This is a genomic window from Psychrobacillus lasiicapitis (assembly GCF_006861795.1).
Classification (GTDB): domain Bacteria; phylum Bacillota; class Bacilli; order Bacillales_A; family Planococcaceae; genus Psychrobacillus; species Psychrobacillus lasiicapitis.
Map to the genome: position 1 here is coordinate 116,364 of NZ_VDGH01000003.1, position 15,942 is coordinate 132,305.

General features: G+C 39.7%; 20 protein-coding genes. 2 read left to right on the top strand and 18 right to left on the bottom strand.

Features of this window, described 5'->3' with window-relative positions:
* Positions 1 to 16: 16 nt before the first annotated feature.
* Positions 17 to 436: a single-stranded DNA-binding protein gene (locus tag FG382_RS05535; RefSeq protein WP_142537907.1), complete on the bottom strand. Its 420-nt coding sequence runs from the start codon at positions 434 to 436 to the stop codon at positions 17 to 19.
* 258 nt (positions 437 to 694) lie between these two features.
* On the opposite strand from FG382_RS05535, the gene FG382_RS05540 reads away from it, so the two are divergent.
* On the top strand, positions 695 to 1,123 hold the full coding sequence (locus FG382_RS05540; protein ID WP_142537908.1) for a YwpF family protein: 429 nt from the start codon (positions 695 to 697) through the stop codon (positions 1,121 to 1,123).
* Between the two features lie 69 nt (positions 1,124 to 1,192).
* Here FG382_RS05540 and FG382_RS05545 read toward each other — a convergent pair whose 3' ends face one another.
* The 9 genes from FG382_RS05545 to spoIID all read right to left on the bottom strand — a co-directional run bounded on the left by FG382_RS05545 (position 1,193) and on the right by spoIID (position 7,759).
* Positions 1,193 to 1,582, bottom strand: coding sequence for a hypothetical protein (locus FG382_RS05545; protein WP_142537909.1), 390 nt, complete (start codon positions 1,580 to 1,582; stop codon positions 1,193 to 1,195).
* Positions 1,583 to 1,732: 150 nt separating this feature from the next.
* Positions 1,733 to 2,173 carry a 3-hydroxyacyl-ACP dehydratase FabZ gene (fabZ, locus tag FG382_RS05550; RefSeq protein ID WP_142537910.1) on the bottom strand — a complete coding sequence of 147 codons (441 nt, stop codon included), beginning with the start codon at positions 2,171 to 2,173 and terminating at the stop codon, positions 1,733 to 1,735.
* 12 nt (positions 2,174 to 2,185) lie between these two features.
* Positions 2,186 to 2,452 carry a DNA-directed RNA polymerase subunit beta gene (locus tag FG382_RS05555; protein ID WP_142537911.1) on the bottom strand — a complete coding sequence of 89 codons (267 nt, stop codon included), beginning with the start codon at positions 2,450 to 2,452 and terminating at the stop codon, positions 2,186 to 2,188.
* Between the two features lie 24 nt (positions 2,453 to 2,476).
* Positions 2,477 to 3,316, bottom strand: coding sequence for a flagellar hook-basal body protein (locus FG382_RS05560; RefSeq protein WP_142537912.1), 840 nt, complete (start codon positions 3,314 to 3,316; stop codon positions 2,477 to 2,479).
* 22 nt (positions 3,317 to 3,338) lie between these two features.
* Entirely contained in the window at positions 3,339 to 4,178 is an 840-nt protein-coding gene (locus FG382_RS05565; RefSeq protein WP_142537913.1) for a flagellar hook-basal body protein, read from the bottom strand.
* 250 nt (positions 4,179 to 4,428) lie between these two features.
* Positions 4,429 to 5,421 carry a rod shape-determining protein gene (mreB, locus tag FG382_RS05570; RefSeq protein ID WP_142537914.1) on the bottom strand — a complete coding sequence of 331 codons (993 nt, stop codon included), beginning with the start codon at positions 5,419 to 5,421 and terminating at the stop codon, positions 4,429 to 4,431.
* Positions 5,422 to 5,780: 359 nt separating this feature from the next.
* Complete coding sequence (locus FG382_RS05575; RefSeq protein ID WP_142537915.1) at positions 5,781 to 6,056, bottom strand: sporulation transcriptional regulator SpoIIID; 276 nt, start codon at positions 6,054 to 6,056, stop codon at positions 5,781 to 5,783.
* Between the two features lie 68 nt (positions 6,057 to 6,124).
* Positions 6,125 to 6,787: a M23 family metallopeptidase gene (locus FG382_RS05580; protein ID WP_142537916.1), complete on the bottom strand. Its 663-nt coding sequence runs from the start codon at positions 6,785 to 6,787 to the stop codon at positions 6,125 to 6,127.
* A gap of 30 nt (positions 6,788 to 6,817) precedes the next feature.
* Positions 6,818 to 7,759, bottom strand: a complete 942-nt coding sequence (gene spoIID, locus FG382_RS05585; protein ID WP_142537917.1) for a stage II sporulation protein D — start codon at positions 7,757 to 7,759, stop codon at positions 6,818 to 6,820.
* A 281-nt stretch (positions 7,760 to 8,040) separates the two neighbouring features.
* On the opposite strand from spoIID, the gene FG382_RS22550 reads away from it, so the two are divergent.
* A complete protein-coding gene (locus FG382_RS22550; RefSeq protein ID WP_170206460.1) occupies positions 8,041 to 8,202 on the top strand; it encodes a hypothetical protein in 162 nt (53 codons plus the stop codon).
* Between the two features lie 328 nt (positions 8,203 to 8,530).
* Here FG382_RS22550 and murA read toward each other — a convergent pair whose 3' ends face one another.
* The 8 genes from murA to atpF all read right to left on the bottom strand — a co-directional run bounded on the left by murA (position 8,531) and on the right by atpF (position 15,912).
* Positions 8,531 to 9,826 carry a UDP-N-acetylglucosamine 1-carboxyvinyltransferase gene (murA, locus tag FG382_RS05590; protein WP_142537918.1) on the bottom strand — a complete coding sequence of 432 codons (1,296 nt, stop codon included), beginning with the start codon at positions 9,824 to 9,826 and terminating at the stop codon, positions 8,531 to 8,533.
* Between the two features lie 325 nt (positions 9,827 to 10,151).
* Positions 10,152 to 10,388 (bottom strand): DUF1146 family protein, encoded by a 237-nt coding sequence (locus FG382_RS05595; RefSeq protein WP_142537919.1) that lies wholly within the window; start codon positions 10,386 to 10,388, stop codon positions 10,152 to 10,154.
* Positions 10,389 to 10,532: 144 nt separating this feature from the next.
* Complete coding sequence (locus tag FG382_RS05600; protein ID WP_142537920.1) at positions 10,533 to 10,937, bottom strand: F0F1 ATP synthase subunit epsilon; 405 nt, start codon at positions 10,935 to 10,937, stop codon at positions 10,533 to 10,535.
* Positions 10,938 to 10,961: 24 nt separating this feature from the next.
* Complete coding sequence (gene atpD, locus FG382_RS05605) at positions 10,962 to 12,377, bottom strand: F0F1 ATP synthase subunit beta (RefSeq protein ID WP_142537921.1); 1,416 nt, start codon at positions 12,375 to 12,377, stop codon at positions 10,962 to 10,964.
* A 35-nt stretch (positions 12,378 to 12,412) separates the two neighbouring features.
* Positions 12,413 to 13,273 (bottom strand): ATP synthase F1 subunit gamma, encoded by an 861-nt coding sequence (gene atpG / locus FG382_RS05610; RefSeq protein ID WP_142537922.1) that lies wholly within the window; start codon positions 13,271 to 13,273, stop codon positions 12,413 to 12,415.
* Positions 13,274 to 13,318: 45 nt separating this feature from the next.
* The gene (atpA, locus tag FG382_RS05615) at positions 13,319 to 14,827 is read right to left on the bottom strand and encodes a F0F1 ATP synthase subunit alpha (protein WP_142537923.1); all 1,509 of its coding nucleotides are present in this window, start codon (positions 14,825 to 14,827) and stop codon (positions 13,319 to 13,321) included.
* Positions 14,828 to 14,854: 27 nt separating this feature from the next.
* On the bottom strand, positions 14,855 to 15,391 hold the full coding sequence (locus FG382_RS05620; RefSeq protein ID WP_142537924.1) for a F0F1 ATP synthase subunit delta: 537 nt from the start codon (positions 15,389 to 15,391) through the stop codon (positions 14,855 to 14,857).
* Complete coding sequence (atpF, locus tag FG382_RS05625; protein ID WP_142537925.1) at positions 15,388 to 15,912, bottom strand: F0F1 ATP synthase subunit B; 525 nt, start codon at positions 15,910 to 15,912, stop codon at positions 15,388 to 15,390. Before atpF ends, FG382_RS05620 begins: the two co-directional genes overlap by 4 nt.
* Positions 15,913 to 15,942 lie beyond the last annotated feature (30 nt).

Below are 15,942 nucleotides of genomic sequence, written 5' to 3' on the forward strand. Positions count from 1 at the left end.
TTGCGGTCTTCGCTTTCTATACTGGAAGTTGATTGGATTGTGTTGCTGGAAACTCAAAATCTGTTTCTTCATTCTTGGAGTGTTCCTGTGTAGCAATCGATTGCATACCATTTTGTTCTTCTTCGTCTCGTTTTTTAGTCACTAGAAATCGGATATCCTCCACAACTACCTCTGTCACAAATACTCTTGTTCCATCGCCTTTATCATATGATCTCGTATTTAGCCTACCTGATATCCCAACAAGTGAGCCTTTCCCACAATACTTGACCGTCGTTTCTGCGAGCTTACCCCAAATCGTGCATAGCACAAAGTCCGCATCATCACTTTTATATCCTTTATTTACGGCAAGGACAAAGCTTGTTTGTAACCTTCCTTCCGATAAATACTTGAGCTGTGGAGCTTTTGTCATTCGTCCGATTATCGAAACCGTGTTCACTTTTGTCACCTCCTTTTGTCTCAATGGCAACATCATAACGTCTCATTAAATTGTTAGCAAAAGTCAACAATTTCATTTACCAGGGCTTTTCTTGTTAGAAATGGTATTTTGTATTTCTTCATTACTCCCCGATGCTAATAGACTCTATAAAAGGAAAATCCAAAATACAATTTTGGTATTTCCGTAAGTTTTTTTATAGGGAACACTGCTATGCTATAATAGGTAGTAATAAACCCTGTAAAGGTGGATGGACTGTCTATGAAAACATTCAAAATGATTTCCGTTGATATTATTCGAGAAAGTAAAGAAATGCAAATTGCACTGGAAGATGGAATTGTCATCAACCAGGAGAATACAAGTCGTTCATGGATATTAGAATTGTTTATCGATCAAAAATATGAGGACTTTTTTAATGAATTGAAAACTTCCGGTGAATTATTTAAAGCAAAGGTGGTTATTTCTTACCCAGAAAACGAACCTGCACATTTTGAAGTAGTAACTTATTCAGTGAAACAAATCGGAGATCATTTATCGGTATTATTGCGTGGTACGTTGAAACGTGCGAGAAGAAAATATGCAGAGTCTCTGCTTTCTGATTTAATCGAAGAAGGATTGACCGGCGAAGAACTTTTAGCGAAGTTTGAACATGATATGAAAACGAGACCTACTTTAAAAAGGGATGAATAATGCGTAGTCAAGAACATTTTGTCTATACTAAAAAAAGCTGACTCCCAAAAGGAATCAGCTTTTTAATCATTATTTGTTGTTTTCGTCTTTTCGGATTACGCCTTCATTGGTATTCATATCTGCATTATTCCCCGTATCCGGTTGTGCAATTGGACCGTCACTTACATTAGGAACGTTCTCATTTTGCATATTCGGCTGTGCATCATTAATACCGTTGTTAGCTCCGTTTGCTCCGCCGTTATAACCATCGTTATCAAAGTTATTGTTGAAATTATCATTTCCATTTTCATTAGTTGGCGATGGTGTATTCACGTTAGGATCTGGAACTATTTTGTCCACACCTTCCCGAACATCTTCCATCGGCGTTTCGTTATTATTTGGAACGTTATCATCGTTCATATTACACCCAACTAACAAAACAGAACTAAGAGCCACTACCGGCAAAGCTTTTTTTAGCATTAAAAAATTCCTCCTTCCTGGATTTTGTTCATCACATTTTTGTGACTTACGATAGGTTGTCCAGGAAAAGAAGGAACTATGCCATGGCAAACTTGCCTGTTTTTACATGTTAACTAACTGTATTTTTAAGCGAATAAAGGAATACTATTATTAAGCATTCTCTACTACTGGACCTAATGCAAATAGGATGTCTGCTTCACAAACAAGCTCACCGTCTACTGTTGCAATGCCGTGACCTTTGCCCATTGCTCCACGTAATCTTGTCAGTTCCACTTCTAATTTTAATTGATCGCCTGGTTTTACTTGTCGTTTGAAACGGCAATTATCAATGCCTGTAAAGAACGCGAGTCTTCCTTTGTTTTCAGGAATTTGTAAAACAGCTACTGCTCCTACTTGTGCAAGAGCCTCAACGATCAATACGCCTGGCATTACTGGGTATCCAGGAAAATGACCATTAAAAAAATCTTCGTTAATCGTTACATTCTTCAAACCTACAGCTCGTTTTCCTTCTTCTAATTCCAGAATACGATCTATCATTAAAAATGGATAACGATGAGGTAAAAGTGCTTGTACTTGCTCTGTTGTTAACATAGAAACGTCCTCCTATTTCCCATCTTTTATATCTAAAATATGTTGGTATGTTTCCCATTTCAGTGCATCTGTTGGCTTACCGTCACCTAAAACGCCATATCCTACCATTAATCCAGTAGCGGCTGCTCCAGCAAAAAGTATGATGCAAAGTAGTATACGCAGCCAAATAGGAAACATACGAATTTGTACCCAATATGTTTTTTTAGGTTCCGCTGTTTGCTCTTGCTCTTTTTCTAATCGTCGCTGTCGTCTGCCAGAGATTTTTACTTCTTGTGTCATAAGTTTAACTCCTTACGGAAATGATTATCTTATTCCATTGATGAGACCCATCATTTGGTCTGCTATTGTAATGGAACGCGCATTGAATTGATACGATCGTTGCGCTGTCATTAAATCGGTCATTTCCTTTGATATATCCACATTTGACATTTCAAGTACTTGGTTTGTTAATGCAATTTCGCTTCGCTCTGCACCTTGGAGATCCGTCATTACGTCTTCTGCATTTACGCCTAGTTCATCCAGATTAGTAGGCATCCCAATATAGGTTGAAGAGATTTGTTCCATTAACTGTGGTTTTTGCAAAACAGACACGACTAGTTCGCGCTGAACTGTTGCACCGTCTGGATAGGTCGCTGTAAGGATTCCTGTTTCATTGACCGAAAAGCTTGAAACGTTTTCTGGGATTGTAATTACTTGTCCAGCACTATCTGCTATTGGATAGCCATCGCCATTAACGAGCATTAATTGACCATTTTCAAGTGGTGAAACATAAAATGCCCCTTGACGTGTGTATGCCGTTTGTTGTCCATTTTCGCCATCTGGCATTAGCACATTAAAGTATTGTTTCGGTTCCTGAAAAGCAAAATCTAGGTCTCTTCCAGTAGATTGCAAGCTTCCTTGTTTCCAATTCATCTGCGTTTGGGCAAGAGAAGCTCCTACTCCATAACGAATTCCTACAGGCGATTGTCTTTCCGCTTTATCCAATTTGTCGTTATTGTATTGCTGATAAAGTAATTCTTGGAATTTCACGTCTTTTGTTTTGTAACCATGGGTGCCCGAGTTGGAAAGATTATTTCCGATAATATCTAGTTGGCTTTGGAGCTGCGACATCGTGTTAGTTGCAGTGATCATTGTACGTAACATGTAAGTGGACCTCCTTTCTTCATTAGTTTACTCTTCCTACTTCGTTCACTGCTTTTTGCATGCTTTGGTCGTATGCTTGCAGTACTTTTTGGTTGGCTTCAAATGCTCGGTACGCCGTTAAAAGTTCCGTCATCGTTTTTTGTGCGTCGACGTTTGAACGTTCAATATACCCTTGCTGCATAGAGAAGCTCACGTTTGCTGTATCGAAAGCAGATGGCAAGTTTGTACCGTCTGCTGTTTGGAATAGACCATTGTCTTGTTTTAATAACGTATCTGGCTGTGCTGCAAATGAAACATCTATTTGTGCAACGGAAGCATCATTTACAAAAATTTGCCCATCTTCTGCTAATCGAAAATCATCATTTTGCAGTTGAATTCGCTCCCCGTTATTATCCAGCACATATAATCCTTGCGCATTTGTTAAAAAGCCTGCAGCATCTAGCGTAAAATTACCATTCCGAGTGTAGGCTTCTCCTTCTTCAGGATGTTGCAAACGATAAAATACTGCACCAGTTTGACCAGTTTCCTCGTCTACCGGAAGTGCTCCATCGATCAAGGCAATATCCGTATTTAACTCTGTTTGTTGCAATTGACCTTGTGTTAATAGTGCAATCGTTTCTTGCATATATACACCGGTTCCAAGTCCACCAATTTCTGCTGCATACTTTCCATGTATAGCATTTTCAGTTGGTATTTTAGTAGGCCCAAGCCTAGACATAAGCATGTCCGGAAAAGAACGAATCGTTGTTTGATCTGCTTTATATCCTGGTGTATTGGCATTTGCCATATTATTAGTCAGCAACTCTGTTCTACGTTGTTGCGCAATCATTCCCGATGCAACTGTATGAAATCCACGAAACATGAGAAAGCCTCCACTCTAAGTTGTTTAATTCAAATGTCTAGTTGCAGCGCCTTGCTCCTGCGCACAGCTCGTCGCAGAAGAACGTTGCCCCTCGGGGTCAAATGTGAAAAAGCTGTGGGCTGAAGAGTTGCCTCCTTGGCCCGCACGATGCGGGTTATATCTGCTTTGCCACAGGATGTGGCGCACTTTGCAGACCTACCCCATCCTCATTTGCCTGTCGTGGCAGAGATAGGCGCTTCCACTTTTCTAACTAGCGTCTAGTTATTTTATCAATATTATCTAACATAATCCCGGTTCCAATTGCGACACAATCCATTGGTGCTTCTGCAACAAATACTGGTACTTTCAATTCTTCCATGAGTAGGTGGTCCATTCCATGAAGCAGCGCTCCACCGCCCGTTATAATGACACCGCGGTCAATAATATCTGCCGATAATTCAGGAGGCGTTTTTTCAAGCACATTTTTGGCAGCTTGTACAATAACAGAAACTGATTCTCGTAATGCTTTTTCAATTTCGTCTGAATGAATCGTTATCGTTCTCGGAAGTCCTGTCACCATATCGCGCCCGCGAATATCCATTTCTTCCTTACGGCTATCTGGGAAAACTGTGCCAATCGTCATTTTAATATCTTCTGCTGTACGTTCTCCGATTAAAAGTTTATATTCTTTTTTAATATATTGAAGAATATCGTTGTCAAAAACGTCCCCAGCAATTTTAATGGATTCGGAAGTTACAATATCGCCCATTGATAGCACCGCAACATCTGTTGTACCGCCTCCTATATCCACAACCATATTTCCGCTCGGTTGGAATATATCCATGCCGGCACCGATTGCCGCCACTTTTGGTTCTTCTTCTAAGTAAATCTTTTTACCGCCAGATTTCTCTGCTGCTTCACGGATTGCTTTTTGTTCGACACTTGTAATGTTTGTGGGACAACAAATTAGAATGCGTGGTTTGGACAAAAATCCTTTTACATTCAAACTATTAATGAAATACTTGAGCATGGCTTCGGTTATATCAAAATCGGCAATTACACCGTCTTTAAGGGGTCTAATCGCTACGATGTTACCTGGAGTTCTCCCGACCATTTGACGAGCTTCTTCGCCTACTGCAAGCACTTTTTTGGTGTTTCTATCTATGGCAACAACGGAAGGTTCGTTTAATACAATCCCTTTTCCTTTTACATGAATTAGTACGTTCGCAGTACCTAAATCTATTCCAATATCCTTCGCAAACATTAACAGTGTTTCTCCTTCCCTGTCAGAACCTTTTATATGTAAATTTCCATACGTCTCTAACTTATTATTTTATCATAGTTTTGTCAGAATTACACTTTTTTTAGAAACGTATTAGGTAGAATTTGCGAGGTATGACTGGTGGAAATAAATTTATGGAGGAGGAAGGATTGGCGGTGATTGGATTTGGGTGAGAGCAACTTTCACGCTAACGCTAGAGAACCGATTTGACTGGGGAAAGTGGCTAAGGCAACCAATTAGACTGGATGAACAACCAAATCTTCGGGCAGGGCAACCAATTCGTTCCGAAAGCAACCAATCTAGGGTTCTCTCTAGTTGATCCATAAGAAAAAGCCGTGATTTTACAAATCACGACCTTTTCTATCTTCCTTTTTTGACTTCCATTTTCTTTTCGTAGCTTCTCCACCTCGCAAATGCCTGACCGATTTATGATACGCAAGAATTTCTTTCACTTCTTTTGCTAGCTGCGGATCTACTAAATGAAGTCTTTCCGTTAAGTCCTTATGAACAGTACTTTTGGAATGACCGGTTGTGCTCGCGATGGCACGGACAGTTTTTTTCGTTTCAATGACCATTTCACCTAAACGTATACATCTATGACGAATCGTTTCGTGCACCAACTCTTCCTTTCGTTAGTAAAGGAACACTTTTCATCACTTTATGCATACGTATCAGGTATTATGAATTAAAAAGCTAGTAATGATTCCGGATTTACGAGAACGCCGTTTTCAAGTACTTCAAATTGCAAGTGGTTACCTGCAGTTGGATTCCATTCATTCTCTGATGTAGATGCAAGAGGCTGCCCTTGTTCTACTTCGTCTCCAACTTTTACTAGAATGCCAGTGACTGAGCGATATTTTGTTTGCATACCATTTGCATGCGTTAAGACAATTTCATCTCCTACAAATGGATCCAAATTTACTTCTTCTACTTTCCCACTCATTGCAGCTACTACTTCGAAAGGTTCGCTATTCATAGATAGGGAGACACCTGTGCTTGTTCTGTAAGTTTGATTGAATACGAGCAATGATTTTTCACGTGTCGTTTCATCAGCTTCCATGTCGTAATAATGTTGTACAACTTCCACTTTATCAAACAGTGCTTCTTCAAATGGATATTTCAGCGTTTCTGTTTGAGCGTTTGTTTCAATTGCTACTTTATCAGGTTCGTTACCAGTTTTGCTCCATTCAGCATCTTCTGCTGAATCATTGCTCACATAGACATTGTACCCCCAAATCATTCCTACGAATGCTACCGAAAAACCAGTATACACTAGTGGCCAAAACCATGGCTTTTTCGGATTGTTTTTCTTCTTCTGAGAAGTCTTGTTTGATTGTTCTTCTCTCATTTTCATCACCTCAATTGCATTGTTGGCAAATCAAGGAGATTTTAAACATGCTGAAAAACTTTTTATTTCTGTTCCTTTATAATAGTGCAATAAAATATCGTGCGCGCTTGCATTATTGTTCGCAAGCACCTCAGCCCCGTACTGACTCATCCCTACCCCATGCCCATATCCCACAGTGTTTACTACCACTTTATCATTCTGAAAAGTTACTGTGAAATCGGTGGAGGGTAGCCCAAGTAGAGTTCGAACTTCTCTACCAGTCCATGTCTTGCCATTCATTTGAATCGACTCAACACGATTTGTATCTGTCTTTGTAACTTGAAAACTAGTTGCTATGTTAGAAGACCACTTTATACCAAAAGCTTTTGCCCACTCTCTATGGGAGAACTCAAATTGCTTTTTTACATTTGGAGCATATTGTTCTTCCGCCTCGCTTTGTACGGAGACTAAATAAGGTATCGCATATCCACTGTAATTTTCCGCGCTTTCTGTTTGGCCGTTACTAGAAGAAAAGAACATAGCAGTGATCAGCTGATCTTTGTAAACAATAATTTCTCCTTCTGTCGCTACGATGACTTTTTGAAGCTTGTCCTCATATGCTTCGAAGGAGGCCCCCCATTTCTTCTTGCGATCCTCGATTGTTGCGTATACTTGTTTTTGCACTGTTTTGTCGATCGACTTTTCCCCATAGTTTGTTTCTCTTAGCACATACGTCCTTGCCGCAATGGATTGCGCCTTTAACGCTTCTTCATGGAAGGAAACAGGCATTTCTGCAGCCACGACACCTAGTACGTATGTTTCAAGAGGAATTTTCTCCTTGACCCCTTCCACATCTATTAGTATTGGGCAGTCTACTTCTAATACTTTATCGACTACTGGTGCAGGTTTTGCGTCATGCTTTTCTTTGATCAATAAAAAAGGTAATAACAAGAGACCGATGCATAGGATTAGTAGTAGGATATTTTGTTTCATGGGACAACTATATGCGAAGGAGGGAGTTCTCATGAGTGGATTTTTTCTGACGCAGAGAAGGTTGAAAGGAATTATTATAACGGTATATGGCGAAGGGCAACTATTTTACGCGTGAAAGCAACGAATATAAAAAAATTTATAGTAAAATTGATTTTTGATACTTAGTTTCCATTCAGAATGCCATTTCTATCTCATTCCCTTGTTAATAACATGCTAAAACGCTATTTCTGCCGTTTCTAATTTTCCCATAGATTATGCTAAGCTATTTGCGAGGTGATATGATGATAGCCAAAAACTATTCGGCTTCGCTATATACAGAAGCTTTGCATGCTCTTTATAAAAGAATGCCTAAAAATCATTTAAAATTCTTTAAGATTCAAGAGGAAATTGGTATTGCCCAAGATGCGAATCCTCTCATCCTTATGCACACGAATCCGCACTAAAAGATTATTTTCTTATCTAAAAGAGCACAATATCTAATCTAGAATGCCAACAATTTTTACAGTTGAACAACAAGCATGAAGCAAAGTCGGACAGTCTCGAGGTAGAAAATATACGATGAAACTTAATAATTAACGTGGCCTTGGTGGAAACCAAACAGCAATGGAATAAGAAATGACTCCGTAATCGAATGCCCTTCTACCTGAAAATGGCTAAGGGAAACCAAACCCATAGTAAGAGCAACCAGTCTTCGCCTGAAAGCAACCAACTCCTCCTCCAACACAAAAAAGCACTATTCACGAATACATGAATAATGCTTTACATATAATATTACACAAATTGTATTGCTTTTTCAGGGTTCTCTGTTCCAATACGTTCAATGTCTGCACCAAGTGCTGCAAGCTTCTTGTCGAAGTCCACATAACCGCGATCTAAATGATATAGTTCAGTTACGCGTGTGATACCTTTGGCAACTAAGCCTGCGATGATTAATGCTGCTGCTGCACGTAAGTCTGTTGCACCAACTTCTGCGCCTTGAAGATCAGATGGAGACTCCATTATAACGGAGCGACCTTCAATTTTCATGTTGCCATTCATACGGCGGAATTCTTCTACGTGCATGAAACGATTTTCAAAAACCGTTTCTGTAATAATGCCAGTACCGTGTGCCGTCATCATTAATGCCATCATTTGTGATTGCATATCAGTTGGGAAACCAGGATGTGGCATTGTTTTAATATCTACTGATTTTAAATCGCCACTAGCTTTTACCCGAAGGCCTTGTTCCTCTTCTGTGATTTCTACACCCATTTCTTGCATTTTTGAAATTAGAGCAGTCATATGCTCAGGTACCGCATTTTCGATAATTACATCACCTTTTGTAATAGCTGCTGCTACCATAAAAGTGCCTGCTTCTATACGATCTGGGATGATATGGTGTTCTGTGCCGTGAAGTTCATTTACTCCTTCGATACGAATTGTATCTGTACCAGCACCTTTGACTTTACCGCCCATTTCGTTGATGAAGTTAGCTAAATCGACAATTTCCGGTTCTTTTGCAGCATTTTCGATAACAGTCGTGCCTTTTGCAAGAGCTGCTGCTGTCATAATATTTTCAGTTGCGCCGACGCTCGGTACATCGAGATAAATTTTGGCACCTTGTAAACGACCATTCGTTTTTGCTTCAACAAAGCCATTACCAAAAGAAATTTCTGCACCCATTGCTTCAAACCCTTTTAAATGTTGATCAATCGGACGTGATCCAATCGCACAGCCACCCGGTAGCGCAACACGAGCAAAACCGTTGCGCGCCAAAATAGGACCCATGACAAGAATAGATGCACGCATTTTGCGCACATACTCAAATTGAGCTTCACTTGAAAGTCTATCTTGTGAATCAATAATCACTTCATTTTTTTCAGGATTGTATACTACTTCTGTATTTAAACTTTTTAAAACCTCGTTTATTGTCAAAACATCTGCAAGTGTAGGCACATCTTTAATAACGTTTTTCCCGTTTGTAGCGAGCAATGCCGCAGCAAGTACTGGTAGAACGGCGTTTTTTGCACCTTCTACTCGAACCTTCCCGTTTAACGTTTGGCCACCTTTAACAATGATTTTATCCACTTCGTTCCCTCCGCGTTCTTATCCTCATTTGCTTTATATAAAAGAAATATGTATGATGTCATATTTAGGTATTCAAAACAATATTCATCATACAACGTAATTCGACTATATACAAGCATCAAAAACACTATTTTCAATGTCTAATTCAGTATATTTTCTTGTTGTATTATACGTAATACCCAGGCTTTTCGTGTAGATAATTTTTATTACCCTCTATAGCTTTAAACAAAACCTATTCGACAAACTATTTCCCAGGAAATACGAGCAGATTCTACATGCTCATACAAACTTGTCCAATATTTGCATGAGCATATAGGATCTGTTTTTAATTAAAGAAAAATTGTAATTGATCTGACCATGCAGTTAGGTTCAAGAAAAAATTGGCGACAATTGATCCTATTGTAATGCTTCCCAAAATGAATAAAAGCTGTGCTTGAAACACATGATTCTTTTTAATTATTCTGTCCAGCATAAGTGCCTGTAATGCATAGAAAGAAATTCCGATAAAAAAAATATTTGCTAAAATCGCTAGTACTGCTTGTTCGCTATTTAATAAACCCATTTTTCATCGTCCTCCATTTTATTTTCCTTTCCTTACTAGTTAGTTATAAAAAAAACGCTAGATTAGTATTATAACATCACAAACTATGTATTCAAGAAAAAACGGGCAGAACTTTATCTGCCCGTTCCATAATGCAAAATATAGTTAAATGTTACCCTCATAAACGTTGATACGATTCATCGCACGTTTCAATGAAAGTTCTGCACGATTAAAATCTGTTGCATCTGCTTTTCCTTGAAGACGTTGTTCTGCACGTTTCATCGATTCTTTCGCACGAGCTACATCGATATTGGAAGCAACTTCAGCTGATTGTGTTAGAATCGAAACCTTTTCAGGACGAACTTCAACAAATCCGCCGTTTACTGCTACGTACTCGGATTTCCCATCTTTTTTCAGTTTAACGGCACCTATAACAAGTGGCGCAACTGTTGGTATATGTCCAGGTAAAATACCGATTTCACCGGATGCTGTTTTAGCGATGATCATGTCGACTTGAGAATCGTATACCGGGCCGTCGGGAGTGACAATATTGACTGTAAGTGTCTTCATATTTTTACCTCCTGGTCCGATTTATTATACTTCTACGCCCATGCTTTTCGCTTTTTCAACTACTTCTTCAATGCGTCCAACTAGACGGAAAGCATCTTCTGGAAGGTGGTCATATTTTCCTTCAAGAATTTGTTTAAATCCTTGAACTGTTTCTTTAACAGGAACGTATGAACCTTTTTGACCAGTAAATTGTTCCGCAACGTGGAAGTTTTGAGATAGGTAGAACTGAATACGACGTGCACGGTTAACCGTTAATTTGTCATCGTCCCCTAATTCATCCATACCTAAGATTGCAATGATATCTTGAAGCTCTCTGTAGCGCTGTAAAGTATATTGCACTTGGCGTGCTACTTCATAATGCTCTTGTCCTACGATTTCTGGTGAAAGCGCACGAGAAGAAGAAGCTAAAGGATCCACCGCTGGGTAGATACCCATCTCGGATAGTTTACGCTCTAGGTTAGTTGTTGCATCTAAGTGAGCAAATGTTGTTGCTGGAGCCGGATCCGTATAGTCATCGGCTGGTACATAGATCGCTTGGATAGATGTAACCGAACCAGTATTTGTAGACGTGATACGCTCTTGTAATTGACCCATTTCCGTTGCAAGTGTTGGTTGGTAACCAGCAGCAGAAGGCATACGACCTAATAGTGCGGATACTTCCGAACCAGCTTGTGTAAAACGGAAAATGTTATCGATGAATAATAGTACGTCTGCACCTTGTTCATCACGGAAATATTCAGCCATTGTAAGACCAGTTAATGCAACTCGCATACGTGCTCCAGGTGGCTCGTTCATTTGACCGAATACCATTGCTGTTTTCTTAATAACGCCAGAATCGCTCATCTCATGGAATAAGTCGTTTCCTTCACGTGTACGCTCACCAACACCAGCGAATACCGAAATACCACCGTGTTCTTGTGCAATATTGTTGATCAGTTCTTGGATAAGAACTGTTTTCCCTACTCCGGCACCACCGAATAGACCGATTTTACCACCTTTAATATATGGAGCAAGTAGGTCTACTACTTTAATACCTGTTTCAAGAATTTCAACTTCTGTTGAAAGATTTTCAAATGTTGGAGCTGCACGGTGAATTGGATCACGACGATCATTCACTGAAATTTCTTCTCCTAAGTCGATAACTTCACCTAATACGTTGAATACACGTCCTAGTGTTACGTCACCAACAGGAACAGAAATCGCTGCACCAGCATCAATTACTTCCGTACCGCGCTTAAGACCATCAGTTGATGCCATTGCAATAGTACGAACAGCGTCATCTCCTAAGTGTAAAGCTACTTCTAGCGTTAACGTAGTAGGCGCTTCGTTTGGACGTTCAATCGCTACAGTTAAAGCGTTATAAATAGCTGGTAATTGTCCGTTGTCAAACTTAACGTCAACAACTGGACCCATTACTTGTAGTACTTGTCCTTTGTTCACTACTGTTCCCTCCTGTCTTACTTTTCTTTCATAGACTATTCAAGAGCCGCTGCACCGCCGACAATTTCCGTAATTTCTTGCGTAATTGCCGCTTGTCGTGCTCGGTTATAAACTAATGTTAAGTTACCAATTAAGTCAGTTGCGTTGTCTGTTGCAGATTTCATCGCGGACATACGCATAGCATGTTCACTTGCTTTACCATCGAGTAATGCACCAAAAATTAGGCTTTCCGCATATTGTGGAAGTAACACTTCTAGAATCGCTTCGGCTGAAGGATCGAATTCATAAGAAGCCGTTGTGCCTTTTTCTACTGCAATATCCGTAAGTGGCAGTACCTTTTTCTCTGTAACTTCACTAGAGATGGCACTGACAAAGTGGTTATAGTACATATAAAGTTCATCATATGTACCATCCGTGAACATACCAACAGCTCTGCGCGCTATTTCTTTAATATCAGAAAAAGCAGGTTGGTCTGGTAAACCTATTACATCTCCGATTACATTCGAACCACGTTTCACGAAGAAGTCACGTCCCATACGACCAATTGCAAAGATAACATACTCATCTTTGGAAGAATGTCGCTCCGCTATTGCGTTAGATGCTGCACGAATAATATTACTATTATACGCACCAGCTAAGCCACGATCCGCCGTAATAACAAGATATGCAGTCTTTTTCACAGGACGAGAAGTTAGCATTGGATGCGCTCCGTCGCTTGTTCCTGTTGCAATTGCACCTACTACTTCTTGAATTTTCGTCATGTAAGGAACATATGCTTTCGCATTTTCTTCCGCACGATTCAATTTAGAAGCTGAAACCATTTGCATAGCTTTCGTAATTTGACTTGTTTTCTTTGTTGACGTAATTTTACCTTTAATATCGCGTAATGATGCCACTGGTATTTCACCACCTTATCGTTTTTTTTCACTTAGACTTTAGAATTACTCAGATTTAGCGAAAGTCTTTTTAAATGCATTGATTGCATTTGACATATCTTCATCTGAAGGAAGGTCTTTAGTCGTACGAATATGATCTAAAACGTTTGTGTGGTTTGAATCTAACCAGCTATTAAGTTCTGTTTCGAAACGAGTAACGTCTTTTACTGGAATATCATCTAAATGGCCACGAGTTAGAGCGTATAAAATCATAACTTGTTTTTCCACTTTAATCGGGTTATTCAAGTCTTGTTTTAATACTTCTACTGTACGCATACCACGGTTAAGTTTTGCTTGAGTTGCAGCGTCAAGATCTGATCCAAATTGAGAGAATGCTTCTAGTTCACGGTATGCAGCTAAGTCTAGACGTAGTGTACCCGCAACTTTTTTCATTGCCTTAATTTGAGCTGAACCACCTACACGAGATACGGATAAACCAGCATTGATCGCTGGACGTACGCCCGAGAAGAATAAGTCAGATTGTAAGAAGATTTGACCATCTGTAATTGAGATAACGTTTGTTGGAATGTAAGCAGAGATGTCCCCAGCTTGCGTTTCAACGAACGGTAATGCAGTGATTGAACCTGCACCAAGTGTTTCATTTAACTTCGCAGCGCGCTCTAATAAACGGCTGTGTAAGTAGAATACATCCCCTGGATATGCTTCACGACCTGGAGGACGACGAAGAAGTAATGAAAGTTCACGGTAAGCAGCAGCTTGTTTAGATAAATCATCATAAACGATTAACACGTGCTTGCCTTCGAACATAAACTCTTCGGCCATAGTTACACCAGCATAAGGAGCTAAGTATAATAATGGAGCTGGTTGAGATGCTGATGCAGTAACAACGATTGTATAGTCTAACGCACCTTTTTTACGAAGTGTTTCAACTACATTACGTACAGTCGATTCTTTTTGACCGATTGCAACGTAAACACAGATCATGTTTTGGTCTGCTTGGTTAAGAATTGTATCGATTGCTACAGTTGTTTTACCTGTTTGACGGTCACCGATGATTAACTCACGTTGACCACGACCGATAGGAACAAGTGCGTCAATCGCTTTAATACCTGTTTGAAGTGGTTCATGAACAGATTTACGTGCCATAACCCCTTGTGCAGGACTTTCGATTGGACGAGTTTTTGTAGTTGCAATAGGACCTAGTCCGTCAACTGGTTGACCAAGTGGATTGACAACGCGGCCAATCAATTCTTTACCAACAGGAACTTCCATAATACGGCCAGTACGACGTACTTCATCGCCTTCTTTGATGTCAGTGTATGGTCCAAGGATAACGATACCAACGTTGTTCGCTTCCAAGTTTTGTGCCATACCTAATACACCAGTTGAGAATTCTAAAAGTTCTCCAGCCATGACGTTGTCGAGGCCATGAGCAAGGGCAATACCGTCACCAATTTTGATAACTGTACCAACATCGCTAACTTTCATCTCAGATTCATAATTCTCAATCTGCTGTTTAATCAAGACACTGATTTCTTCAGCTTTGATGCTCATGTATGTCACCTCTCAAAATTCATAATATTAACCGATCAAATTACGTTTTAAACGATCTAGCTTTGTGCTAAGACTGCTGTCGTAAATGCGGTTTCCGATTTGAACACGCATTCCACCAATAATGGATGGATCTACAATGTTTTGAATACGTAAAGATTGTTTTCCGACATTTTTCGCAAATACAGCTGAAACGTTTGCACGCTCTTGTTCTGATAACTCGCGAGTCGTATACACTTTCGCGTCTGCAATACCTTGTGCATCGTTCGAAAGTACCATAAATTCAGTAATAATATCTGATACTTCTCCTAATCTTTTCTTATCGATCAATACTAAAAGTGTATTAATGACGATTGGATTAGCATCTTTGAAAATCTCACGGATTAACGCTTTTTTCTTATCTAGTGATAGCTTCGGTGAAGTGAATAATGTCTTCACTTCTTTGTTGCCGTTCCAAACAAGTTTAAGTTCACGTAAATCATTCTCAACAGATGGAATTTCGTTTTTTTGTTGTGCTAGCTCGAATAATGCGATTGCGTATCGTTTTGCTGCAGTTGAATTACTCAATTAGCTTCCCCTGCCTTCGCAATCGTTGCCTCGATTAGCGCACGATTATCTTCTTCCGAAACTTCTTTTTCAAGAACTTTCGACGCTGCAAGTACAGAAAGTGAAACTACTTCTTGTCGTACTGCTGCAATCGCTCTTTCTTTTTCTGTCTCGATTTCACGAACAGCTGATTCTTTCAAACGCGCAGCTTCTGTACGAGCAGTCGTGATAATATCTTCACGAGATGCTTCTCCTTGCTTCTTCGCATTTTCTACAATCGCTAATGCTTCTGTACGCGCTTCTTTTAGTAAGTCACGTTGTTCTTCAAGTAAACGCTGTGATTCTTGGCGACTATTTTCAGCTGCTTCGATTTCACTTGCGATCAACTCTTCACGTTGAGTCATAATTCCCATAAGTGGACCCCATGCTACTTTCTTCAAAAGAGCCATAAGTAATAAGAAGAAGAATAGTGTAGCGATGATATCCCAAATGTTTAATCCGTCATGGCCACTAGCACCAAGGACTAGGTAATCAAAAGACACGATTGTTTCACTCCTTTCAAACGCTATTAA

What these genes read in the sequence shown, in the direction of transcription:
- FG382_RS05540 (WP_142537908.1), top strand. Translation starts at nt 695, where the DNA reads ATGAAAACATTCAAAATGATTTCCGTTGATATTATTCGAGAAAGTAAA.
- FG382_RS05545 (WP_142537909.1), bottom strand. Translation starts at nt 1,582, where the DNA reads ATGCTAAAAAAAGCTTTGCCGGTAGTGGCTCTTAGTTCTGTTTTGTTA.
- fabZ (WP_142537910.1), bottom strand. Translation starts at nt 2,173, where the DNA reads ATGTTAACAACAGAGCAAGTACAAGCACTTTTACCTCATCGTTATCCA.
- FG382_RS05555 (WP_142537911.1), bottom strand. Translation starts at nt 2,452, where the DNA reads ATGACACAAGAAGTAAAAATCTCTGGCAGACGACAGCGACGATTAGAA.
- FG382_RS05560 (WP_142537912.1), bottom strand. Translation starts at nt 3,316, where the DNA reads ATGTTACGTACAATGATCACTGCAACTAACACGATGTCGCAGCTCCAA.
- FG382_RS05565 (WP_142537913.1), bottom strand. Translation starts at nt 4,178, where the DNA reads ATGTTTCGTGGATTTCATACAGTTGCATCGGGAATGATTGCGCAACAA.
- mreB (WP_142537914.1), bottom strand. Translation starts at nt 5,421, where the DNA reads ATGTTTGCGAAGGATATTGGAATAGATTTAGGTACTGCGAACGTACTA.
- FG382_RS05580 (WP_142537916.1), bottom strand. Translation starts at nt 6,787, where the DNA reads ATGAGAGAAGAACAATCAAACAAGACTTCTCAGAAGAAGAAAAACAAT.
- spoIID (WP_142537917.1), bottom strand. Translation starts at nt 7,759, where the DNA reads ATGAAACAAAATATCCTACTACTAATCCTATGCATCGGTCTCTTGTTA.
- FG382_RS22550 (WP_170206460.1), top strand. Translation starts at nt 8,041, where the DNA reads ATGATAGCCAAAAACTATTCGGCTTCGCTATATACAGAAGCTTTGCAT.
- FG382_RS05595 (WP_142537919.1), bottom strand. Translation starts at nt 10,388, where the DNA reads ATGGGTTTATTAAATAGCGAACAAGCAGTACTAGCGATTTTAGCAAAT.
- FG382_RS05600 (WP_142537920.1), bottom strand. Translation starts at nt 10,937, where the DNA reads ATGAAGACACTTACAGTCAATATTGTCACTCCCGACGGCCCGGTATAC.
- atpA (WP_142537923.1), bottom strand. Translation starts at nt 14,827, where the DNA reads ATGAGCATCAAAGCTGAAGAAATCAGTGTCTTGATTAAACAGCAGATT.